At 39.0% G+C, this 23,679-nt stretch carries 24 protein-coding genes and 1 pseudogene; 11 read left to right on the forward strand and 14 right to left on the reverse strand.

What is annotated here, in order from left to right:
- Window positions 1-121 precede the first annotated feature (121 nt).
- The 4 genes from H6731_01380 to H6731_01395 all read right to left on the reverse strand — a co-directional run bounded on the left by H6731_01380 (window position 122) and on the right by H6731_01395 (window position 3,469).
- Window positions 122-1,477 (reverse strand): hypothetical protein, encoded by a 1,356-nt coding sequence (locus H6731_01380; GenBank protein ID USN51090.1) that lies wholly within the window; start codon window positions 1,475-1,477, stop codon window positions 122-124.
- 355 nt (window positions 1,478-1,832) lie between these two features.
- Entirely contained in the window at window positions 1,833-2,198 is a 366-nt protein-coding gene (locus H6731_01385) for a hypothetical protein (protein ID USN51091.1), read from the reverse strand.
- A 65-nt stretch (window positions 2,199-2,263) separates the two neighbouring features.
- Window positions 2,264-2,710: a hypothetical protein gene (locus H6731_01390; GenBank protein ID USN51092.1), complete on the reverse strand. Its 447-nt coding sequence runs from the start codon at window positions 2,708-2,710 to the stop codon at window positions 2,264-2,266.
- Between the two features lie 60 nt (window positions 2,711-2,770).
- On the reverse strand, window positions 2,771-3,469 hold the full coding sequence (locus tag H6731_01395; protein USN51093.1) for a uracil-DNA glycosylase: 699 nt from the start codon (window positions 3,467-3,469) through the stop codon (window positions 2,771-2,773).
- Between the two features lie 300 nt (window positions 3,470-3,769).
- Here H6731_01395 and H6731_01400 point away from each other — a divergent pair, with 300 nt between their 5' ends.
- From H6731_01400 to H6731_01415, 4 genes are all read left to right on the forward strand, one after another.
- Complete coding sequence (locus H6731_01400; GenBank protein USN51911.1) at window positions 3,770-4,180, forward strand: DNA-binding protein; 411 nt, start codon at window positions 3,770-3,772, stop codon at window positions 4,178-4,180.
- Window positions 4,181-4,240: 60 nt separating this feature from the next.
- Window positions 4,241-5,827, forward strand: coding sequence for a bifunctional phosphoribosylaminoimidazolecarboxamide formyltransferase/IMP cyclohydrolase (gene purH, locus H6731_01405; GenBank protein ID USN51094.1), 1,587 nt, complete (start codon window positions 4,241-4,243; stop codon window positions 5,825-5,827).
- A gap of 49 nt (window positions 5,828-5,876) precedes the next feature.
- Window positions 5,877-6,782, forward strand: coding sequence for a hypothetical protein (locus H6731_01410; protein ID USN51095.1), 906 nt, complete (start codon window positions 5,877-5,879; stop codon window positions 6,780-6,782).
- Between the two features lie 78 nt (window positions 6,783-6,860).
- Complete coding sequence (locus H6731_01415) at window positions 6,861-7,646, forward strand: hypothetical protein (protein USN51096.1); 786 nt, start codon at window positions 6,861-6,863, stop codon at window positions 7,644-7,646.
- A gap of 137 nt (window positions 7,647-7,783) precedes the next feature.
- Here H6731_01415 and H6731_01420 read toward each other — a convergent pair whose 3' ends face one another.
- The gene (locus tag H6731_01420) at window positions 7,784-8,125 is read right to left on the reverse strand and encodes a hypothetical protein (GenBank protein USN51097.1); all 342 of its coding nucleotides are present in this window, start codon (window positions 8,123-8,125) and stop codon (window positions 7,784-7,786) included.
- 252 nt (window positions 8,126-8,377) lie between these two features.
- Here H6731_01420 and H6731_01425 point away from each other — a divergent pair, with 252 nt between their 5' ends.
- Together H6731_01425 and H6731_01430 are read left to right on the forward strand one after the other, a co-directional pair.
- Window positions 8,378-8,602: a hypothetical protein gene (locus H6731_01425; protein USN51098.1), complete on the forward strand. Its 225-nt coding sequence runs from the start codon at window positions 8,378-8,380 to the stop codon at window positions 8,600-8,602.
- Between the two features lie 49 nt (window positions 8,603-8,651).
- A pseudogene (locus H6731_01430) lies at window positions 8,652-9,131 on the forward strand (IS1595 family transposase).
- A 186-nt stretch (window positions 9,132-9,317) separates the two neighbouring features.
- Here H6731_01430 and H6731_01435 read toward each other — a convergent pair.
- The 6 genes from H6731_01435 to eno form a co-directional block, all read right to left on the reverse strand.
- On the reverse strand, window positions 9,318-9,707 hold the full coding sequence (locus H6731_01435) for a hypothetical protein (GenBank protein USN51099.1): 390 nt from the start codon (window positions 9,705-9,707) through the stop codon (window positions 9,318-9,320).
- A gap of 179 nt (window positions 9,708-9,886) precedes the next feature.
- A complete protein-coding gene (locus tag H6731_01440) occupies window positions 9,887-11,119 on the reverse strand; it encodes an RsmB/NOP family class I SAM-dependent RNA methyltransferase (protein ID USN51100.1) in 1,233 nt (410 codons plus the stop codon).
- A gap of 105 nt (window positions 11,120-11,224) precedes the next feature.
- Window positions 11,225-12,190 carry a class II fructose-bisphosphatase gene (gene glpX / locus H6731_01445; protein USN51101.1) on the reverse strand — a complete coding sequence of 322 codons (966 nt, stop codon included), beginning with the start codon at window positions 12,188-12,190 and terminating at the stop codon, window positions 11,225-11,227.
- Between the two features lie 111 nt (window positions 12,191-12,301).
- The gene (locus H6731_01450) at window positions 12,302-13,045 is read right to left on the reverse strand and encodes a hypothetical protein (GenBank protein USN51102.1); all 744 of its coding nucleotides are present in this window, start codon (window positions 13,043-13,045) and stop codon (window positions 12,302-12,304) included.
- Window positions 13,046-13,250: 205 nt separating this feature from the next.
- Complete coding sequence (locus tag H6731_01455) at window positions 13,251-13,784, reverse strand: hypothetical protein (GenBank protein USN51103.1); 534 nt, start codon at window positions 13,782-13,784, stop codon at window positions 13,251-13,253.
- Window positions 13,785-13,795: 11 nt separating this feature from the next.
- A complete protein-coding gene (eno, locus tag H6731_01460) occupies window positions 13,796-15,040 on the reverse strand; it encodes a phosphopyruvate hydratase (protein ID USN51104.1) in 1,245 nt (414 codons plus the stop codon).
- A 153-nt stretch (window positions 15,041-15,193) separates the two neighbouring features.
- On the opposite strand from eno, the gene H6731_01465 reads away from it, so the two are divergent.
- The 4 genes from H6731_01465 to smpB all read left to right on the forward strand — a co-directional run bounded on the left by H6731_01465 (window position 15,194) and on the right by smpB (window position 19,321).
- Entirely contained in the window at window positions 15,194-17,455 is a 2,262-nt protein-coding gene (locus tag H6731_01465; protein USN51105.1) for an NADP-dependent malic enzyme, read from the forward strand.
- Window positions 17,456-17,508: 53 nt separating this feature from the next.
- Entirely contained in the window at window positions 17,509-18,207 is a 699-nt protein-coding gene (locus H6731_01470; protein ID USN51106.1) for a CPBP family intramembrane metalloprotease, read from the forward strand.
- Between the two features lie 125 nt (window positions 18,208-18,332).
- Window positions 18,333-18,716: a hypothetical protein gene (locus H6731_01475; GenBank protein ID USN51107.1), complete on the forward strand. Its 384-nt coding sequence runs from the start codon at window positions 18,333-18,335 to the stop codon at window positions 18,714-18,716.
- 140 nt (window positions 18,717-18,856) lie between these two features.
- On the forward strand, window positions 18,857-19,321 hold the full coding sequence (smpB, locus tag H6731_01480) for an SsrA-binding protein SmpB (GenBank protein USN51108.1): 465 nt from the start codon (window positions 18,857-18,859) through the stop codon (window positions 19,319-19,321).
- 17 nt (window positions 19,322-19,338) lie between these two features.
- Here the strand turns inward: smpB and H6731_01485 are convergent, their stop codons facing one another.
- Window positions 19,339-20,409: a hypothetical protein gene (locus H6731_01485; protein ID USN51109.1), complete on the reverse strand. Its 1,071-nt coding sequence runs from the start codon at window positions 20,407-20,409 to the stop codon at window positions 19,339-19,341.
- 10 nt (window positions 20,410-20,419) lie between these two features.
- Window positions 20,420-21,508: an arginine N-succinyltransferase gene (locus H6731_01490; protein ID USN51110.1), complete on the reverse strand. Its 1,089-nt coding sequence runs from the start codon at window positions 21,506-21,508 to the stop codon at window positions 20,420-20,422.
- Window positions 21,509-21,678: 170 nt separating this feature from the next.
- Between H6731_01490 and H6731_01495 the strand changes: the two genes are divergently transcribed.
- The gene (locus H6731_01495; GenBank protein ID USN51111.1) at window positions 21,679-22,875 is read left to right on the forward strand and encodes a hypothetical protein; all 1,197 of its coding nucleotides are present in this window, start codon (window positions 21,679-21,681) and stop codon (window positions 22,873-22,875) included.
- On the opposite strand, the gene H6731_01500 is transcribed toward H6731_01495, so the two are convergent.
- Entirely contained in the window at window positions 22,863-23,666 is an 804-nt protein-coding gene (locus H6731_01500; protein USN51112.1) for a hypothetical protein, read from the reverse strand. The genes H6731_01495 and H6731_01500 overlap by 13 nt on opposite strands.
- Window positions 23,667-23,679 lie beyond the last annotated feature (13 nt).

Here is a 23,679-nt window from a genome sequence, read left to right on the forward strand (position 1 = left end):
TACCTAATGCCTTGAGATGCTGTTTTGCACGTATTTTTTGGCCGCCTTCGAAATCTATAAATGTTTAAGTCAAAGTTTTACGAATAAAACCTAGACCCAAGAGATTCTCATGGCATTAACATTACTCAACGTTGCTTATGCATTTGCAACAATATTTAGGCAAAGTTCCTACGTGCGTTCTTAGATCTATGCCACCAAAAGAGTGATTAAGAAGCTTCCATGATCCAGGGTTCTCTCCCTTTAGAGGCTGGTCGCGTAAGGTATAGGAGATGCTTTTTTTCTCAACTGTATCGATATCACCATTCGGCATGGTTCGCTCTCCCTTTATAGTTATCGAAGTTTTTTGACATAATCTTAAAGTGTAAATGCCTTTTTCTTTGCCATAACCTTTGTTAATAGCAAGAAGTCCATCTTCATGTGACACTTCATAGACTTCACAGTTATAGCACACGCGAAGGCATTCTTGTGGGACTTCCCTTTCTTCTCCCTTGCCGCCCCACTCACCGCCGATCTGATACACAGGCGTATAGATTTCTTCATAGGTTGTCCTTTCTTTTTGTCCTTCGTGATTTTTTTCAAGTTTGCCTATAGTTTTCTTATGGGTTCGGAATTTATAATTTTGTGTTGATTCCGAGTAGAAAACATAATGTTGCCCTTCTATTACCATTCCCCAGAGTTTAATGAATTCCTTTTTCTTTGTTCTGTCATTATATCTTTCTAAGGCCAGCGATTGGTCAACGAATACGTGGCTTCTCCAAATTCCTTGAAAATTGACCATCAACATGACGAAGGATTTTCCACTATTTTCCACATATATTTCAGTTAATTTCCCAAAAATGGGATCTTTTGGTTTTTGTTCCTTCATTTGTTGAAGAGCACTAATTTGTTCGACAACTAAGGGATCTTTGAGGCCGCTATTCAAGGCGTTCAATGCTAAGAGATTAAGCTTTTGATCTATTGTTTCGTGCTTCAGCATGGGCACCATTTTTATTCCCTGGCGTGCACAATAATCCTCCAGTTTTCTTTCATCAAAGGCTTGCTGGTACCCCTCCTTATCTAAGGGCATTTGTGACATCTGCTTGATGGGTTCTTCATAAACAGTATTATCAATGCGTTGATAGCTTAGCTTATTATCCGGCCCGTTAACTTGTGGTTTATAGTGTGATATGGCTTGACGTGTCACTACATACTCAATCCCGTCATAAGTAAATCGAGAAGAATATGTTGTCGTTGTAAATTTTAGGGCGTTGTTATGAACTCGTTTATGAGGCGCGAAGTAGAGAGCTTTGAAATTATCACTGTCTGAGACAGCAAACATTGCCTGTCCCGATTCCCGATTTTTCGTTACAAACTCAACCGTCAGATTTTCATTGGGTGGTTGTAAATCCAAATTTTCTGAGTTCATAGAATCGATAGCTAAGGCGCTGAAACAAAATAGAATGCTACTTAATACAATCCATCTACCTTTTTGAATCATTTCTTTCTCCTACAAACTGGATGGTAACGCGAAAATAAAAGGCTCTAGAAAACCTCTGTCGACACTTTAGCTTTTGATTCATGAAATTCAATTACTGCTACTTCAGCAAACAGATTATTTTGACGAGTATCCGTTGAGCTACCACCATATTGAAAAGCTGATGAAAAAGCGTGGAATATCCATGGACCATACGACTATCACTGGTATTTGGACCATTTCAATGTCAGTTAGAAGGTTCTGAGCAAATTAATAAAGCGCAAAATCCTTAGCGTGAGTTTTCGCAGATTTTAACTTTCCCTTAAACAAGGCATTTATCAGGCTCGGTAGGATAACCTCAGATTTGGATGAGAAAGACCTAAGAATCACAGTCTCCCTCAACCAACTCACCCAAAATCTCGCAACATGCTACACAGCACATGCCAGTAATTTTTAAACAACCGCAAAGACATCTGCCGCAGCCACTGCAACAAGTTTCCATTTTGTCGGAAACGTCACAGGTTCGACAGGGCTCACACTGATTGCAAGTGAAAATAGAAAATAATTTGGGGCAAAGGTAACCCAAATAATCTGTAATGCCCGATTGCTCGTTAACCTCAACTTCAGACATTTCTTCATCATTTGCATCTATTTCTTTCATTTCACCAGCAAATATATTGCTGCAAAAAAATAAGATGACCAAGGTGGAAAATATACTCTTTGCTGAGCGTATAACAAACTTCATGAAAGTACTCCTAAAAGTTTAAGTTACCTTTAATAAGATTATTAATGCTGAACGCCTAAAAAGTATCAATGATAATATTCGTAGAGCGTGGTGCGAGAAAAGCCTAAACACTTCTCCAGCTGAGCTCCACAGTTGCGCCATCCACATCTGTCACAATCAGGATTATCATGCCAACAAAGCCACTTACTACAGTTATCTTTGCCGCATGCAGTGAATGCTCCGAAACAAGAACCACACTTAGGAGTTAAATTAGGGAAAAGATGACGAATACAGTTAACGGTATTTTTGCTATCTCCCCATGTTTTTCTAGAACACATTCTCCACTGTAAAGAAAAAGCTTTATTCTGAGAAAAACTTTTAAAATCCATCTCGTCACATCTCTCGCTTGGCCATGGTTTTTCTTCATTTTTTTTTGTGTTTTGTTTTAGCATTCTTGCTGGCGCGGGTGGAATATCAAAAATCTCAGCACACCCACCCTGTAAAAATAAAAAGATAGAAAGGACCCTTAGCATTGATTTCCCTTGCTGCAAAAAAGGTTTTATTAGTTCTCGCAGTGAGCAACATTACGAATTCTAACTTTGCTGTGAGCTTATTTTAGCCATAACCTGTTGCAAATCTTGCCACACTTCTTTTTTGGCCGGAGGATTTCTTAACAAATAGGCTGGATGGAAAGTCGGCATAAAGTCTATCCCCTCATATTCATGCCACTCACCTCGAATTTTAGACATTGCTACCTTGGTCTGCAACAAAGTTTGGCAGGCGTAACGTCCAAGCCCAACAATAATTTGAGGTTTGATCAAAGAAAGCTGTTGTTTTAAGAAAGGCTCGCAAGCAGCGATTTCATCTATTTCTGGGTCGCGATTTTTTGGTGGCCTGCATTTGACAACGTTGCAAATATAAACATCTTCTCTTTTTAAACCCATTGCCTCAATCATTTTGGTTAACAATTGCCCAGCTCTACCAACAAATGGCTCTCCTGAAAGGTCCTCATCACGCCCTGGAGCTTCGCCTACAAATATAAGTTTTGCATGTCTATTTCCCGTCCCAAATACCACATTTGTTCGTGTTTGATAAAGCTTACATTTTTCGCAATTACTAAGTTTTATCTTTAAAGCTTCTAAGCAATCATTATTATCACTTGTCGAATAAGGCATTTTTTCTATGTTTTCCTCTGATTTTGGCAAATATGTCATACCACTTTCTCCTAACAATTCAAGGCGACATTTAAGACTACTTACTAAACGGAATAACTCTTCATTAAATTCGCTCATATTCAACACTCTCTCAACATAATACTTCCCTTATTTAAACAATAATCACCTGGCGGCTTATTATAATTTTTATACAACACATGTTTGACCATTTATTTTCATATAAGTTACCATCCTATTTAGAGTTATTTTTTTAACTCTAAAAATTCACAACAACAAAGACTGTTAGGAGATTTTCTCTTGCATACAAAAACTGAAGAGCCATCTCAAAAGAATCCTCCATTAAAAAAGCTTACTAATCGAAAAAAAGATTTAGGAGCTTCTTATAAAAAACGTTCACAAACCCTATCAACGCGGCGCATGGCTCGGGAACATCGCAAAATGCGTTCCTTAGGTGAGCTTGAAAATGTCAATAATCTTGTTCATCCTACTTCACGGTCACAATGCGTCAATATGCCCCGCCCATGCCTCTATGTTTCATGCAGACACCATCTTTATTTGGACGTCAATGAAGAAACTGGCTCTGTAAAATTTAATTTTCCAGACAAAGAAGTTTGGGAACTTGAGGAAACATGCGCGCTTGATGTTGCCGATCGCGGAGGCATCACACTCGAGGAGGTAGGCTGCATCATGAACCTTACTCGCGAACGAATAAGACAGCTTGAACTTTCTGGTTTAGAAAAACTCAAACATCACGCTCGAGGTGAGGATAACTTAGAAACTTATGCACGATGGGATCCTTCTTTTGATGAAAATAGCTCGTGTAACTAATAAGTCTTGAACATTTTTTTTAGGGCGGCAGGCTGAAAAAAAATTTTGTTAGGAGCTCTTATGACAAAATCTACGCCGATCGCCCGGGCACTTATTTCCGTATTTGATAAAAGCAATCTTTTGCAGCTGGCAACTTTTTTAAAAGAACAAAATATTCTTATGATCAGCACGGGTGGCACCGCTCGATTTCTTGAGCAGAATAATTTCTGTGTCACCGATATTGGTAGCGTTGGGCAGTTTCCTGAAATTCTTGATGGCCGTGTAAAAACCCTAAACCCACGAATTCACGCAGGAATTTTATGTGATCGCTCCAAAACTGATCACGTGGATACTCTAACCCAACTCGATATTCCCCCCATCGATCTTGTTGTATGCAATCTCTATCCCTTTTCTCAGGTTGCCACCTCCCACCCTGACGACTTAGCTAAAATGATTGAGCACATTGATATTGGTGGACCAACGATGTTGCGAGCTGCTGCCAAAAACCATCAACATGTTGTCGTTTTAAATAATCCTTACTCCTATAACAATTTCATTGAGCACTACAAAATTCATCAAGGCACGACACTGGATTTTCGCCAAGACTGCGCAGTCCAGGTATTTAGAGAAACCAATCAATACGATGCATATATCGAAAAGACGCTGATACAAAAATTTTCTGCACCTCAAACTAAAAGCCCAAGCTTTTCATATACTCATTGCCATTCTCTTCGCTATGGAGAAAATCCTCATCAACAGGCGTCATTGTACAAAGATGAGTCCATACTCGATACCGAGCTCAACTTATCTAAAGTCTCTCCTCTGCAAGGCAAAGAACTTTCCTATAATAATTTTCTTGATATGCAAAATGCAGTATGGGCACTTAGATGTCTAATGGAAAACAACACTTCAGCAACAACTGGCGCTGTGGTGATCAAACATGGAATTCCTTGCGGTGCTGCTTTGAGCAACAATCAAAGTGAGTCTCTAAAAATGGCTATCGCCTGTGATGAAAAAAGTGCCTTCGGAGGAATCATTGCTCTTTCGAATAGCTGCGATGAGCATAGTGCTCACCTTATAACTGCTGGATTTTTTGAAGTAGTCATAGCTAAAGAATTTAGTGATACAGCACTTAATATTTTGACAAAGAAACCACAGCTTCGTTTAGTAGCTCTTAAAAATATTCTCTCAGCTAAACTTCCTCATTTTGCCACTCGAAGTATTTTTGGCGGTGCTTTGGTTCAAGATTACGATTCAGCTCAAATCAACAAAGAAACTTGGAGCATCGTTACTCGCAAACAACCTTCAGATGTTGACATGGCGGCTATGGAATTTGCTTTTCGCATGGTTATTCCCACACCAAGCAATGCTATAACCATAGCTTCATCTTGCAAGCTCCTAGGTGTTGGTGCGGGCCAACCCAACCGCGTACAATCGACTAAACTTGCGATTGAAGGTGCTAAGGAGAGGGATTTTTGTTTGGAACATGCAGCACTTGCCTCAGATGCATTTTTTCCTTTTGATGACAGCATCCGTTATGCTGCTCAGCACGGCATCAAGCTTATCATTCAGCCTGGCGGTTCTATCAAAGATAAAGACGTTATCAAAACTGCTGATGAGCTCGGATTATGTATGCTCTTTACTCACCAACGTCATTTTAAACATTAATTAAAAAATTTCTTGCACGCTCCAAGTGTAGGTTACTAAAAAATCCTCGATGTGGAGCGAGCAAAAAATAATTTGTATAAGAGAATTTACCTTTTATCTGAGTTTTGTACTCAGCTTGACCTTTTATAGCTGTGAAAAGAATCAAGATCTTGAGGAAAATTCTCTCCAAGCACTAAGCCTTTCAGTTGACGGTGCCAGCAGTAATATTGTGCAGATCTCTTTAGGTGGTGGGCACCGCTGTTCGATCGATTACACTCAACAGCTTAGATGCGAGGGCAGCAACCTATTTGGTCAACTTAACATCCCAAATGGAAACTATCGTTCGGTGAGCGCCGGTGGCTTACATACGTGTGCCATAACTACCGATGATAGAACTGTGTGCGTTGGTGATAACGCAGCAGGGCAAGCACCCTCGTCAATAGAGCATCAATTCATATCTCTCAGCGCAGGTGCCTTTCACACATGTGGTATTGATCAAAACCATCAACTTTTTTGTTTTGGCTCGAATATGTTTTTTCAATCGAGTCCTCCTCATGGTAAATATTTTGTAGCAGTAAGCTCTGGTGGCTTTCACACCTGTGCCCTTGATGATTCAGGAAAAGCTTACTGTTTTGGCGATGATAGTAGAGGACAGTCCTCTCCACCGCCAGATGTGCGATTTAAATCCATATCTGCAGGCTATGATCATACCTGCGGTATCGATATAGACAATAAACTTCATTGTTTTGGCGATTCCTCATTAGATCGCTTTCCCAAAAACAAAGACCAAGAATATTACAGTGTAAGCTCAGGTGGTTTTCATACTTGTCTAACGACTACTCAGAAACAAATTGTTTGTTTTGGCAAAAATATTAATGACGCTATCGATATTAACACCCACATAAAAAGTATGGCGAGCGGCATGTTTGGTCTGTGCTACATTGATCAGGAAAATCATCTTTCATGCGCTGAGTAAAAATAATGAGCCCCTCTTAACAAATGAAAGTACTTTTCCTATTCAGATAATTCATTTGTGTTCGGAGGCTTATTAGATATGAAAAAAATAATTTCTTCTGTCGTAGGTTTATTTCTACTTGCCACTCTATTTAACTTTCAAGTGCAAGCATCACCAAACATGGCTTTGCGCTATCCATTAAGAGCGATCGAACGTCCTTCGGTTACTCCTGTTGGCATCATCTCCATTGAACCCAGAGCAAACGGGCTTAAGAAATATGATGTAGATTTGAATACTAGGTTTGGTATTGCCGAAAAAATTGAGGGTCAATTCGGATATGACGGCGTCACTTTTAATGATCCTAATTCTGAAAAAAGTGCCAACTTCAAAAAGACTGTCACTGCAGGAATTCGCTACAACTATTTGTCTATCAATCAGATCAGCGCTTCTTTAGATTTTAAACTGCCAATTCATATTTTTGATGGCGAAATTATCAAAGATGTCACTATTGGTCTCCCAACAGTTTTTTATAATGACTTGATGGCTGGTGGAATATTGGGCGACGTGTTTTGGCTACAAATGCGCGACAACATTGAAATGAGCTTTGATCTTGCCTGGTGGTATGGCATTCAAGTGTACGGAAATCTTTGGGCAGATATCAGCAGCTCACTTGGTAAATTTCAAATGAAAAACCCTAACAAACAGGCTACATGGGAAAATCTTCCTTTTTGGAAAGAACTTCCACTTACTCTCACCTTGCTTTACTGCTTTAATCCCTTTGTCGATATGACCCTAAGCGCAGGTTTTGATAACGCTCTTAAAGCTAAAGACACATTCAACGTAGGTTTGGGCTTTAACTTTAGAGCTGGAAAACTATTTGGCTAAAGATTATTGGTGATGTAAACAAAATGTTGAAAGGCTTCTTAATAAATTTTTGAACAATTCCACGGCGCACGCGAGGACTTAGTGAAAAAATTTATTAAGAAGCCTTTCAACATTTTCTGGGCACAACCAGATTATTTTTATTTTACAAGTGAGACTTCGTGATGGAGTATACAAGCCCCCAACGAAGTCTCATTTTTTCCTGAGCCAATTAATGCCACAGTAAAACGGCTCTGCTTTGAACCTAAGGTTAGAAATTTTATTTTAATTTCCCTCAGGCTGCTCAGGATTTTCTTCAGGTTGTTCGCCAAAAAACTGATATCATCTAGAATTAAATTATCTAATGGCTCAGGCATATCTTGTTGAGCTAAATGAAGATTATTATTTTCATGTAATTTCTGCGGTTGCTTAGCGTGAAGCAAGTGGTTAGAAAAACTGCAAGCTAATAAAAATAAAACAAAATTTATAAATTTTACATTCATTTTAATTTCCTTTACCGAATCCAGTAAAAACACTGAGAAGCTAACCATTCACATCAGCTAAAGCTTGTCAAGTGTGTATTTTTATTATCTAAGCATTATTTGTTTAAGCGCTATAGAGTTAACTACAATCAGCAGCAGACTAAATAAATACCCACTAAAAAATGAGCACTTTGGTTTAGCAGAGAAAGCTGTTTTGAAAATAATTTTTTAGGGGCTGTAGTAGCTAAGCCCAATTAAGGGTAAGCTACTTCAATGTATAAGAGACGCAGCCGTTTAACAGTGCGCCAGCAGAGCGAACTGATAAAATTATTTGTTGCTGGTGTAACCGCCAGAGCAGCATCAGAACTGGTTATTATTCAATCTAATACAGCCAGTAATTTCTTCTTAAGGTTAAGAAAATTAATAGCCAGCAAACTTCCAAGCTATGACTTAAGCGGAGAAATTACTGGCTGTATTAGATTGAATAATAACCAGTAATTTCTTCTTAAGGTTAAGAAAATTAATAGCCAGCAAACTTCCAAGCTATGACTTAAGCGGAGAAATTGAAGTAGATGAAAGTTATTTTGGCGGAGTTCGAAAAGGCAAGAGAGGACGTGGAGCTGGAGGTAAAGTAGCTGTTTTTGGCCTTCTTAAGCGAGGTGGCAAGGTTTACACAGCCATCATTCCTAATGCAAAAACAGAAACTCTTCTGCCTATTGTAGAAGAGAAAGTTCTTCCGGACAGCATAGTTTATACAGATACCTTTAAATCATATAATGCCTTAGATGTATCTGCATTTCACCATATGCGCATTAATCATTCCAAGCTGTTTGCTGATAAGCAAAACCATATCAATGGGATTGAGAACTTCTGGAACCAAGCCAAACGCAATCTGCGTAAGTTTAATGGGATAAAACAGGATAATTTTTATTGGTTTCTTAAGGAATGTGAATGGCGCTTCAACGGAGGCAATCACCAACAGCTTCTAAAACAGCTAAAATACTGGTATAAACACACTAAACATTAACGCTTAGCTACTACAGCCCCATTTTTTATATTCATTTAGCGATTGCAAATATTTTGCTAAAACAGTTTATTAGTGAGAAAAAAATCATGCAGCAAATCTATTCCTTGAAACTCCCCATATTTTTTATGGCTTTCATAAAAAAAACCTCCCTACGAGGGGAGGCTCTTTTTTTATCGATAATTCCTATTAGTTTTTTCTTTTGCTCACTGTGATGCAATCTTTCTCGAAAGAAACAGAAAGCGCATCACCTTTGAGAGCTTTTAGAGCACCCAAAGGCAATCTTAGAAAGGGTCCGCTCTCATTGATCTGTTGAGCACGATAAACTCTTTCTTGGCCTATCTTTGGTGCAGCGCGACCACGACTTCCGACACGCAAATTTTCATTAACCCAGTTTTCAAGAGTCGATTCGACTTTACCAACACTCCTTAAAGCACCCACAGCTCGTCGTATAGTTGCTGGTGAAACTTTTTTGTCTTTATGCAGTTTAATAATCGGAGAAAGTCCTTCGACCAAATAAAGTATTTCTACATCTTTAAATGAAAAGGTCGATCGTCTTTTTCTTGTTTTAGTGGCCATGAGTTCTCCTCAGTCATTAGTGAATAGAAGTTAGGAATTAAAACAAAAAACAAATGTTTTTCGTCGAGGATGTAAAATTGTCATCTTATTTTTAGTTGTCTAGATATTTAATGAAATTTTATTCATTTTTTGCTATTTTTTTGCCTTCCTAAAACATAGCTAAGCATAATTAAATCAACTCAAATTTTTCTTAAAGCAGCAACGAAAAATGCATCGCAATCATGAATATTAGGAAGAAGAGATAAGGTATTTTTATCAAAATCCAAAGCTTCTACTTTTATTTCACCATCAGCTATTAAGTCGTTTAGTGAAACTGGAATGAGATTTTTAGTTTTGGCCATGATCTCGTCTATTTGTTGCTGATTTTCTCTGGCGAGCAGCGAGCATGTTACATATAAGACTACGCCATTTACTTTAAGCATTTCTACAGCACTGTTTAAAAGCTTTTTCTGCAATTTCAAATAGTTATCCAATTCCTGCCGAGCAAAACGATGCACCAAATCTGGATTTCTTCTCATTACTCCTGAACCTGAACAAGGCGCATCCAGCAGCACCCAATCAAAGCTGTTTTTTTCAAGACTCAACTTACTTGCATCCTCGCTGAAAAATTTTACTGTTCTCGGCAATATTTTTTTAGCTTTTGCTAAACGACGATCATTGATATCCACTGCATAATACTCACAGGGATACTGAGATATTATTCGAGCCTTGCCCCCCTCGCCTACACACATATCAAGCACGCGTTCATGGGCCATGGGACGTATCAGATGTGCTATAAGCTGACTTCCTGCATCCATAAACCACACGTGTTCTCTTAATTCTTTTGATAGTTCGTTAATCTTTAGATCGCCGCTGATTTCCAATGCACTATCAAAAAATAGCCATGGTCGAACTTCCACATCTTTTTCTTTCAGCTCCTTAACAAGTTTTTCTTTATCGACGGAGTTATCAAAGGCGATGTATTTTTTTGGTTTTTCCCACAAAGACTGCACAATATTTTGCCAGCTAAGAGAAAAGCTTTTTTGTACTTCTTCGGCAAGCAATGGCCCCATGGCGATAAGAAAGCGCTCGGTCCCTAAATCATCCAGCCACTTGTTGTAAGCCTCTATTAGCGAAGATTCTAGTTTTGTGGTCCAATTTAATTGAGCGCCAACAATCAAAGTTAAAATTAATTTTTCCTTTTCTTGTTCGGATAATGAACTAAAAAAATTAAAATTTTTGCTTAAAAATTTCTTTGCCAAAAATCTATTTCTGCTCCACAAAAAAATCACATCGAGAAACAACTTCCGTTCTTTGCTATTTAATTTTTTGGATTTTATTATTTCTTGAGCAATATTTTTTAACGGAAACGAAGACGCGTTGAAACGGGTGATACAATCACAAGCACTGTAAAAAATTCGATCATTATGCATAGCTTTATTCCTAAACTCTAAAAACTTTTTTGTTTTTTTAAAAAAATTCACGATAAAAAATAAATGCCCGCATCAAGCGGACATCGCAATCAAACGTCAAGATCCTTAATTACCAAAATGAGGCTTACGATCAAAATGATGTTTGGTATCGATCATGCGAATAGTGCCCGAGCGTGATCTCATAACCAAAGAATGAGTCTCTGCACCGCCTTTGAAATAACGAACACCTTTTAGAATATCGCCACTGGTAACTCCAGTTGCCGCAAACATCACATCACCACCAGCTAACTCTTCGAGGTGCCATTTTTTCTCCACATCGGAGATCCCCATACGCAAACAACGCTCTTTTTCTTTGGAATTATTCACCACCAAACGCGCTTGCAAATCTCCCCCAACACATCTGAGTGCAGCGGCTGCCAATACACCTTCAGGAGCACCACCAATTCCAAAAAGTACGTCAATGCCCGATCCTTCAATGCAGGTAGAAATTGCTGCACTCACATCTCCATCTGAAATTAATTGCACGCGAGCACCTGCTCTGCGCACTTCTTCGATCAGATCATGATGGCGGGGACGTTCTAAGATCACGGCCGTAAGATCTTCGATATACACACCTTTGGCATGGGCAATAGCCATTAAATTTTTGGTAGGAGATTTATCGAGATCGACAACTCCTTTGGCATGAGGCCCAACAGCAATTTTATCCATGTAAATATCAGGAGCATGAAGCATCTTGCCTCGCTCAGCCATAGCGATCACCGCCAAAGCATTGGGACGACCCAGAGCGCAAAGACTGGTGCCCTCCAAAGGATCAACAGCAATATCAACTTCAGGATCTGATTCATCTCCAGAGCCTACTTTTTCACCAATAAAAAGCATGGGGGCTTCATCTCGCTCACCTTCACCGATAACCACTGTTCCTCTGACAGAAACACTTTCAAAAGCATGACGCATAGCATTAACAGCTGCTTGATCGGCTGCTGATGATTCGCCTCTGCCCATGAGGCGAGCTGCCGATAGCGCAGCGGCTTCTGTTACACGCACTACTTCCAAAGCTAAGTTGCGATCCATATGAACTCCTTAATGGTGATTAAATCATGGCTATACTTGCTGATTTAAATGCCAAAAAAAATAGGGCGCCCTAACTTTGGCACCCATAATTTTTCAAACAATGAGCAATTTTTAGTTTTTACTATACATTTTATATGATTGCTGATGAGACGAAGATCCTCGAATTTTTTCAATATAACTCCAAGGAAGAAGTTTTTGATACCAAGGTCTGTTCATTGTTTCATCAAACTCTCTATTGAACTCAACTTTTTCTTCTGATGAGAAAGTAACTTCATCTCCATGAACTTTGTTGTAGGCTTGATAAGCAAGCTCGGCAATCTTTGCAACCAATTGATTATCTACTCTATAAAGCATATCATCTAAATTTGGCAGTTTGTGAATAGTCTGGTTTTTTAGAGCTTGCAGTTTTGCTTGGTTATCTCGATCAAGAGCCTTGTTTATACAAAAATAAGCAGGCACACCAAAAAGCATTAACTCTGTAATATCCATGCTAAGAATTTGCCAGGCCACAAGCGGACCATAGACCATCAAAGCCATTTGATATTTACTATCTTTACTCTTATCCATCATACTTTTCTGTACGCTAACAAAATCTAAATACCATCCCAGAAGCTGTTCCAATTTTTCTTCATGTAATTCATTAGCACATTGTATACTTTTGCTATACGGATTATGTAATCTTAAAGCCATAATTTCAGCGATTTCTTCTGCCTTCATCACCAACTTAAAATTCTCAATTTCTTGCGTCTCGCTACCATATTCTTCCTTACTGTTTTCAATTGAATTTTCCATACTAAAACAGCCAAAAGATAAAGAAAATGCCATAAAAAACAAATAAATCTTTACATCTTTCATAAGTGTTATCCTTTGAAGTTATTTTTTCATTTGTTAAAACTAACTTAAGGAATTATTCCTGTTTGATTGGAAATTAAATGTCAATAGGCGCTAAGATTTGTCGACGAACAAAGCGCCAAGAAAATAAACAATAAATCGCTTAGTAGCGATAAATTTCTGCAGATATTTTTTTAAAAAAATTATTCCGACAAAGTCTTTAAAAAAGTTAAATCCTAAAACTGACATCAAACAAGCCAATAACTCCAAGCTCCATTTGTTTTTGACCGTCAATAAATGCAAAGGTGGGATTAAAATTTAGATGCATGCCCACCAAAAAATGTGCCATCACAAAATAATTAATTCCTATTCCAGGACTAATACCAATATTTATATGATTTTTTGCCGAACTCGTCGGCACCACCAACTCAGGAGTAATAGCTAAAGAGACATAGGGCACATAGGGTGTTTCAAGAAAAGAAAACCAATATTTAATCCCTGCTCTGCTTAAAAATGATATAACTCCACCGCTAAACTGAGGAGCAAAGCTGGCAAACACGCCAAAATTTCTATCGATGGCGTAATCGAGTGTCCCATAAAAAGGCATATATGCTTTAGGAGTAGGACTTTTTCCTTCGTGGCGCACCACATTGATATGCGCTCCCAAACCTCCACTAACATAAAGCTGTCCACTATCATAGCGATAAGCACTCAAGCTTATCGAGCCCAATAGCATACTCAACAAAATAATAGTTTTTAACATGTGACCCCCAATTAATTTCCAAAAACTGCATTATCGCCGAGCATTTCTTCGATGCGAAGTAAACGATTGTACTTGGCAATTCGTTCAGAACGAGACATGGATCCGGTTTTAATTTGTCCAGCGTGTGTGAGCACTGCAAGATCGGCAATGGTAGTGTCCTCGGTTTCTCCTGAGCGATGTGAAATAATAGTTTTCATTCCACCACTTTGAGCAAGCTCTATCGAGCGTAGTGTCTCACTCATTGTTCCAATTTGATTCATTTTAATCAGCACTGCGTTGGCATAAGAATTCTCGATTCCTTCTTTTATGTAGCGCTCATTGGTTACAAAAAGATCGTCCCCAACAATCTGCACCTTTGTCCCCAATGTTTTAGTAATCTCAATAAAGCCTTGATAATCATTTTCCCCAAAAGGATCTTCAATAGAGATTATAGGAAATTGATCCGACAACTTTTTGTACCACTGCAATAAATCAGCTCTGCTAAGCCATTCGTTATTCATGTGATAACAATTTTTTTCTTGGCTTAATAATTCGCTCGCAGCTACATCAAGCGCAAAATAGATATCTTTGCCTGGCTGATAACCAGCTTTTTCACACGAAATCATCAAAAGCTGCAAAGCTTCTTCATTATTTGCAAGAGCAGGAGCAAAACCACCTTCATCACCAACAGCCGTGCTCAAAGCTCGATCATTGAGTGTTGATTTAAGCACTTGAAATACTTCACTGGCCATACGCATAGCCTCACTAAAACTCGTGGCGCCTTTAGGAACAATCATAAATTCTTGCACATTCAAGCCGTTGTTGGCATGGCTTCCACCATTGATGACATTTATCATTGGCATAGGTAATCTGACGCCTTTGCCATACAGCGGCTGATTGTTGAGCTGAGCCATGGCATGAAAAAATGCACCTGAGACAGGTAAAATTGCATTAGCGCCTAAACGCGATTTATTGGGCGTGCCATCAAGTTTGATCAAACATTCATCAAGAGCCTGCTGATTAAAATCCTCACTCCCAAGCAATGCTTCACTGATCTCTCCATGAATGTGGGCTATTGCTTTACTCACCCCTTTACCACGATAGCGTGTCTCATCTTGATCTCTTAGCTCCAAAGCCTCTTTGCTTCCGCACGATGCCCCCGATGGAGTACTGAAACGGCCCCACTCCCCGGTCTTAAGATAAAGATCTACCTCAACACTTGGGATACCGCGACTATCAAAAATGCTTCGGGCTTGGATTTTCTGTATTTTTGCCATAGAATTTTCCGTGAGTACTTGGTTTGGTTAAAATAAGTTCCTACTTTTTAGTTTTAATTGAACTATTTTTTTCCCTCTTTTCATCTAAACCATAAAACTTGATTAGAGAACCAAATAGAACAATCAAACTCCCTACCAATAGGAAATTTTTAAATGAGTAATAAACAGTCCGCCCTGAAATATCATGAAATGAAGCGTCCAGGAAAAATCGAAGTTATTTCAACCAAACCCTGCAGCACAGCTCATGAACTATCATTAGCCTACACTCCTGGCGTTGCAGCTCCCACTCTCGCCATAAAAGATAACCCTGACGATGCATATCGCTATAGCGCCAAGGGCAATTTGGTGGGTGTGATCACCAATGGCACGGCAGTTCTTGGTTTGGGAAACATTGGACCACTTGCTGCAAAACCGGTGATGGAAGGAAAAGGTATACTTTTTAAAAAGTTTGCCGATATTGATGTTTTTGATATTGAGCTCGACGAAAAAGATCCGCAAAAATTAATTGCTATCATAAAGGCAATGGCACCAACCTTTGGCGGTATTAATCTTGAAGACATTAAAGCTCCTGAATGTTTTGTCATTGAGCAAGAGCTGAGCAAAAGCCTCCCCATTCCAGTTTTTCACGATGATCAGCACGGCACCGCAATCATCGCTGGCGCAGCCTTAGTAAACGCCCTAGAAATTGTTAAAAAGCCAATAGATTCTGTGAGAATAGCTTTTTCAGGAGCGGGAGCTGCAGCGCTTGCCTGTGCGCGATTCTTTGTGAGTTTAGGAGCTAATATCCAAAATATTTTTATGGCCGATATTGATGGCGTTCTTTATGAAGGTCGAGAAACAAATATTTCAGATTGCCATAAAGATTTTTTAAGAAACACCTCAAAACGGACTCTTGCAGAAATACTTGATGGCGCTGATGTTTTTGTTGGTCTTTCGGCGGGGAACATCCTAAGCAAAGACATGCTTAAAAAAATGAACCCTCAACCGATCATTTTTGCCCTTGCCAACCCTGTTCCTGAAATTTCTTATGCTGACGCTAAAGAAGCTCGACCTGATGCCGTTGTTGCCACTGGTCGGAGTGATTTTCCTAATCAGGTGAATAATGTCTTGGGATTTCCTTTTATTTTCAGAGGCGCACTTGATACACGAGCAACAACTATCAACGAAGAAATGAAAATTGCTGCAAGCCTTGCCATTGCCCATCTTGCTAAAGAACGCATCCCTGAAAGTGTGCGCTATGCCTATGGTCGTGAGGATTTTTCATTTGGCCCCGAATATATTTTGCCCAAACCATTTGATCCTCGTGTTTTACTGGCCGTTGCTCCAGCAGTAGCACAAGCTGCTAGTGAATCAGGCGTGGCTAAATGTCCCATAGATGATATGCAAAGCTACAAAGATTCATTAGCTCGACGACTTAACCCTGCTCGCGGTGCTCTCAATCTTATTTATGAAGAAGCCCGTAAAAGTGGGGCTCGAGTAGTATTTCCTGAGGGAGATGACCCAAGAGTCCTGCAAGCTGTTGACACCCTGCTTAAAGAAAAAATTTGCATCCCCATTTTACTGGGTAACGCCCAATATATTCGTCAAGAAATTAGCAGGCTCCGTCTGAGCTTAGAAAATGTTCACATTATCGATCCCATGACAGCGAACGATGGTATTGAAATGGCTCACCAGTATTTTGCTTTGCGCAATCGCAAAGGAATTACTGTAGAAGAAGCTAAGCACCGCTTTCGCTCTCGTTCCTACTATGCTGCCATGATGGTTAAAAATGGCCATGCTGAAGGTATGGTTTCAGGTATCACTCGAGCTTATCCCACAGCAGTTCGTCCGATCTTTGAATGCATTGGCATCACTCCTGGCATGCGCGCTATGGCTATGTACATGATTGCATTTAAAGACGACATAAAATTTTTGGCTGATACTGCTTTAAATATTGAACCTACTCCAGAAGAGATAGCGATGATCGCTATTCAAACTGCAGACAGAGTGAAGCGTGATTTTGCTATCAAGCCACATATCGCGATTCTCTCGTTTTCCAATTTTGGCTCAGTGGACTATGCATCCCCCCTAAGAGCAAAACGCGCAGTTGAGATCGTGAAAAGTCTTCGCCCCGATTTAAATATAGACGGTGAGATGCAAGCTGACGTTGCTCTCGACGACAACAAAAGAAACGAACACTTTCCTTTTTGTAGCTTAGAAAACAACGCTAATATTCTAATTTTTTCAAGCTTGGAGGCTGCTAATATTTCGTATAAACTTCTTGAGCAACTTGCTCCATGTGAGGCTATCGGGCCTATTTTGCTTGGAGTTAATGGGGCGGCCAATGTATGCCAACTCTATGCGTCACCGAGCAATATTGTTCACATGGCTGCCATTACTGCATCCTCAGCGAAACACTTAAATCATTTATGTTAAAAAAACACCCTTCACTCTTTTTAATGGCACTAAGCTCATCGGGGTTGCTCCTGATGGGTTTATTTTTGTCGTTTTATTTAAATCTTATTTCAAATATTTTTGGCACCGTCTTATCGTTAGCTGTGGTCATGGCAGAACTATCCCTGCCCTTTTGGGCGCTTGAACGTGCTCATATTGATCCTAAATCGCTCAATATCTACGCTTACCGAATAGAAAGTATCTTTGACTCACTATTCAGCAACAAAGATGCAAAGCTAAAACCCGATTGGCCAAAAATCGTTAAAGAACTTGTCTTCACTTTTTTTTTGTGTCTAATTATTTTTATTCCCTACACTGCAGGCTATACAGGCTTTCAATTATTTTTAGCCCATAGCCAAGATAAAGAACTTTTTTTCTCACTCAATTGGCCACCAATGTTGGGCAAAGAAATTCTGACACAAATTTTTGTGGTGGCGTTTCCCGAGGAGCTTTTCTATCGAGGTTTTTTGCAAGGCGCACTTTTAAAAAAGTGGCCCAATCAAAAATTTCTCTTTGCTCTGCCCTATGGCAAAGCCATTATTATTACTAATTTAATTTTCGCCTGCGGTCATTTAATGGGCGGATTTCATACTATGCGGGTACTTACTTTTTTTCCTGGGCTTATTTTTTCTTGGATTGTCTACAAAAGAGGCAATCTATTATCAGCCATTATCTTTCATGCCGCCTGCAATATTTTGGGGCAAATTCTTTATGCGAGCTGCTATATACGTTGATGATTTATCTATTGTGAACATAGCAACGCGTTACATTATCACGCTTCATAGTTTTTTATCAAAACGGATGTTTGGCAGACGGATTAGACTTTTGGATACGTTTGTTAGGCGGCAAAGGAGTCGCCATGAAAATTTATTCTTTCTTACAGTTTTTTTCCCTCACATTTGCAATGACATCTTGGGCATCAGGTATCAAATATACAGTTTTAAAAAATGAACCAGGCAGACAATTGCTTATTATCAGCAATGACACCCATACATTATCCGAAAAAATTGAATCGCTTCTCTCTGGTTTTAATTATAGATGCCATATTCTTCCCCTAGCCCCTGTTTTAGACTCAGCTTCACAACCACCCTACAACTTCGATGAAGCTGGCATAAATGAGATATTACAAGCAGATAGCAAGCATAGATTTATCATGGTACTGCTCTATATTGATGATGAGGATGAAAATGCGCTTGATGCAATATTTTGTAGGCTGCATGTTTACCTTCCAATAATTCACTAAAAAAATGGCCTTATAGATAAAAGCCCTGCAGTGATAGCTGTAAAATCAACACGACTATTTATACTTTTTCATAATTCATATTTTCTCTAAACCGGCACCTGCTTGTTTAGATCGATTTTTAATACTAAAAAAATAAAGCTATGAAGAAAAAACCTCATGACGATAATCTGATCGCCGAAAATAGGCGCGCGCGGCACAACTACACTATAGATGAAACCTATGAGTGTGGCATTGCCTTGCTTGGATCTGAAGTAAAATCTATCCGTGACCGCCATTTGAGCTTTGCCGATGCCTATGCTCTCATAAAAAATGGTGAGGTTTTCATTATTGGCTTGCGCATCGAAAAGTACAAACAGGCAACCCATGATCATATCGATACGGAGCGTACCCGCAAATTGCTCCTCAATAAAAAAGAGATCAAACGTATTGAGAGAGCCTTGAGCAATAAATCAACAACGCTGGTGCCGCTTAAAATATATTTTAAAAACGGCAAAGTAAAAGTTTTGATTGGCCTTGGGACTGGAAAAAGTAAAATTGATAAGCGGCAAAGCATTAAAGAACGCGATATCAAAAAAGAACTTTCTCGAGTACTTAAACGCGGTTAACTCATAGCTTTGAAATTTTACTTTTTAAACAGCGATGTTAACTTTTCCAATGCTTGTGATTTTTGTAAAAAAGGCAGCTTAGAACAAGTCTCTATGAAGGCTTCAAAGTCATTGATCTTAAGTTCCATTTTTGCACTCTTCTCCCGTTTTCTCTCTAGTAAACTTTTACCTAATAAAGCATAGTCACTTATTTTTCGGTCGGGGAATTCTGGCCTTGGGTCTGGATGACGACCAGTGAAATTTAAAAAAAGCCAGTGCAAAGTAGCTATGGCTCTTTGGGGTATCCCTGGGGGAGGATCATTATCAATAACCACACTCCAAACAGCAAGGGGCTCATCAAGCTTTGAAATATCACCATGAAATACTACTTTATGTGAACCAAAACGAGGAGAAAAAGTTTTATCGTGCACGAAAACATGCACTTTGTTCAATGTGTTCATGGGAAATTTTTTACTTGAAAGATCCATTGTTGAATCAAAAAGTCCCTGCAAAAAATTTCGATTTACTCTTGCACCACTGTACTCTGCCGGCGCTTTTGGGTCAGCCCATGCATGAGCCATTAAGCGTGTAGTAAAGCGCGTCTCATCTTCTACTGGATAGCCAGCGTAGTATGTAACGATCTCATTGAGATTTTGAGAGGATTGCACCACAAAAGCTATTTTTAGCTTATCTTTATAAGCCTCTACCTGCTCTTTAACTGCTTTTGGTAAGTGAGAAAACAAATCCTTACCCAGCATGGCCGAAACCAAAGGGGCGGCTTTTGCTAAGTTTCCATTTTTTCGATAACCAATAAAAAGCGGGATTGGAGGAAAATATTTACTACTTTTCGAAAAATGATTGGTGCTCTCTGTATTAAATAATATCATATTATAGGTGCTTAAAGTTGCCGGCAGTTTGGGGATAGAATAATGTGGAACAGGCTCTTTAGGCTCTTTAGGCTCTTTAGGCTCTTTAGGCTCTTGTTTTTTGATGGGTAAATGTTCATCAGCTGATACTGTACTTTTAATGGTATTATTTGAACACGACATAAAAAATATATTCAGCACAATTAGGCAATTTACTAAAAAAATTCTATTTACATATTTCACAAAAAAAACCCTAAATATTACATAACTTACTATCTATTATAATTACTTCATCATTAATATCAATATCTAATCGCTCTATGCTTTTTGGATGCAGAGCAATTTTTTTACTTTTACTACTGTAAAGATAATCGGCCATGACAGAGAGAAAACGCTTACCCGCTTTGTTTTGAGGTTTAAAGCATCCGATAAGTCCGCGATAGGATTGTGAGTCTGAATCAATTTTTTCGGCTGAAACAAGGCGAGCATTAAGTGCTTCTTTGATGAGCTTAATATTATCTCTCGCAGCCTCAAAATGAGGACCTCCATCAAATGGATCAACGTGTTGATTATATTGAAAACCGATTGAGCTGAGCAGATGAGCTGCACCCTGAGAATTTTTACCGATTTTTCCAATTACTTCTTGGGCACACGAGGGCAGCAATGAAACATAGATATCTTGGCTTGGAAAAAGCGTGCTGATAAATTCCTTATTTCTGCGCGAAATCATATCGGCTTCGTAGTATTCGAGACCTGTAAATTTACGACCAACAGCATCCCACAATGCTGATTTAAAATTAGGACCAAGAGGCGGAAGCAATTCTGCGATAACCCGGTGCGAAAAAAGATCCTTGTTCATAGCCATAAATAAAAAACGAACAAAGCTTAACCTTCTTCCCAATTTTTGTTCAGAAGAACGATAATCTTTATCAAGCACCAAGCTGCCGATTTCGCTAGGTCCGTCAAAACTCTGACGCAAGTGAAGTATTTGATGCTTAAAATATTTATTAAGCGTTTCTGAATAACGCTCATCAGTGTTTACTTCAAAATAGCTATGAGGAGATTCCAGTGTTCCGTGCTTAGCAAAAATTTGGCTCGTGCCTATTACTTTTCCCTGTTCATTTTCCAAAACAAATAAAAAAGCACGCTTAGTAGGATTAACTTCCGTTAGGGAAAACGATGTATCTGACTGGGCTATAACATGCTCTAACTCACTTTTATCAGCGGGGAGATTGACAGTATTCAAAAGCGAGCTTAGTTGAAAAATATCATCGATATCACGTGGTTGTGCATCTCGAATAATAAACGAGCAAGAAATAAAATCATTTAAGCGATTAGTCACAACACCCTCCAAATCCTAGCTAAAATATATCCTTTACAGTGCTTCCTATGGAACTTTGAATAGATTTTTTTTATTATTGAAAATATTCTGACAAAAACGCTATTGACCCCTCCTCCACCTTTATTAGAGTCCAAGCAAGCGCAGAAGCTTAAAAGAATTAAAGGTTTTCTATGACTCATTATCCAGATAATAATTCCCCCGCATCCACAGTTGATGTGCGCGATAGCAATGGAAGTACAGACTCTTTACAAGTAGTACACGTAATTCATCACACCAATGAAACTGAACCCAAGCCTAGAGCACTATTGGCAGCATTAGAGTTTCACCGTTCCAAAAGTGCACTTGTTATCTGCTTTAACTCAGAAGAATGCGAATTTTTGGCCCGTTACTTAATTCATTACGGATTCAAAACTCACTACTGCACTCAGGAAAATAATTCCCAAGATGTTGAGCAGAACTTACAGCTATGCGCTAACAACTCAAATATAATTTTTATTTGCCAAAGTGATATGCTCGCCACTCATCCACTCAGTAATATTCCATTCGTCATCAACTACGATATGGTTGGACAACCACAGGTCTATGAAAAATTAGCCCATGCCAGCGAAAAAACACCACGCAAAATTGTAAGCCTTGTGAGCAATAAAGAGCTTGCTTTTCTTGATCCTATAAAGGCTCATTGCCTTATAGATTTTGAGGAGCTTGCCCTTCCAAGCTCTGATGAAGTACTCGACTTAAGCGCTCGACGATTGCTTTCCCAGCTTAACTCAGAAGCCCAAGATGTTGAGCTTGGTCAATTTGGCAATCTCGCTCAAAGAATGTTGGCTCAAGAAAATATTCAATCAGCATTTGCTTTACTTTTAAGACAGTATCTTTTAAAGCCAAATAACACCAATAAAAGCGAATCTTCTTCTAGCGAAAGAAGAGATTCGAAGCGCCGTCATGAAAAAGATCGACGTCATGAGCAAGGCAAGGATCGTCAGCACCGGCACAATCAAAAAGATGATGCTCCACAAGAATCATCGGATCAAAGTGGCATTACCCGCCTCTATATCACTCTGGGACGGCAAGATGATTTTCATGATTTAGCTGACCTCGCTCAGTATTTAAGCACTGCATCTGGTGTTGATCTAGGGCATTTTTCTGGATCAGGTATGATACGAGACACAAGCGCTCATATTGAGGTCGATGCTGATGTGGCTAATAAAATTATTGAGGTTATCAATAACAGCCCTAGACCTCATGCATCGTCAGAACAAGAAGAGGGCGGTGAACTTATAGTGTGTGAACGTGCACGCCAAAACACCCAACGTTCTTATTCTCGTAGACCTCACCATAAACGACACGGGCATTTTCATCGCCGATAGTGTTGCACTAATTCAGGGCAGGCGTCCGAAATCAATGCAAAGTGGCCATCATGAAATATGAAGGCTTCTTTGCCTATTTTTTTATGCCCCCACGGGATTAATTTAAGGTCCATATTTTTAATTTTTCTTGATAATTGCGGATTCAGTAATTCTAGATGAGGATGAAGAAAATCAATTTTGTCGAGTATAAATCTCGATCTTAGAAAAGAAATCAAGGTCAATTTTTTATCTAATAAGTATCCTAATGCCAGAGATTTTTCTTGTTTGGCCACGCAATTTAAGATGCGCGCATCAAAACTTGAGACAATAATTTTCAATCTATTTTTGTGAGGAAGAATGCAATCAAGAACTTTTTTTACACTTTTTTCTCCTTTTAATAATACGGTTTCTTTAAGCTCAATATTAATTACTTTGTTATCGGGCAAAACACGCAGCACATCTTCCAATTTTGTTATTCGATAGTGCTTGGAGTACTTCTCGCTTAGCAAATGCAATTGAGAAAGCTCATCGAAAGATAGTTGGTCGATATTATTTTCAACTCCACTAAGTCTTTTGAGACTGCGGTCATGGAACACCACTGGAATCAAATCTCGACTCATCTGTACATCAAACTCTACGCCATCAACTCCTATTGAAAATGCTGCATGAAAAGCTTCCACGGTATTTTCTAAATGCTTGCTTTGCAGCCCTCGATGCGCCAAAATCAATGTATTTTTCTCTTGAAAATTTTTCAATAAACGCTTTTTTTGTGAACGTGAAAGATAAAATGCGTAAAGAAAAAGTATCATCATGCCCCCTGTTCAA

The sequence above is a fragment of the Myxococcales bacterium genome (assembly GCA_023898405.1).
In the GTDB taxonomy this organism is placed as follows: Bacteria; Myxococcota; UBA727; order UBA727; family JABDBI01.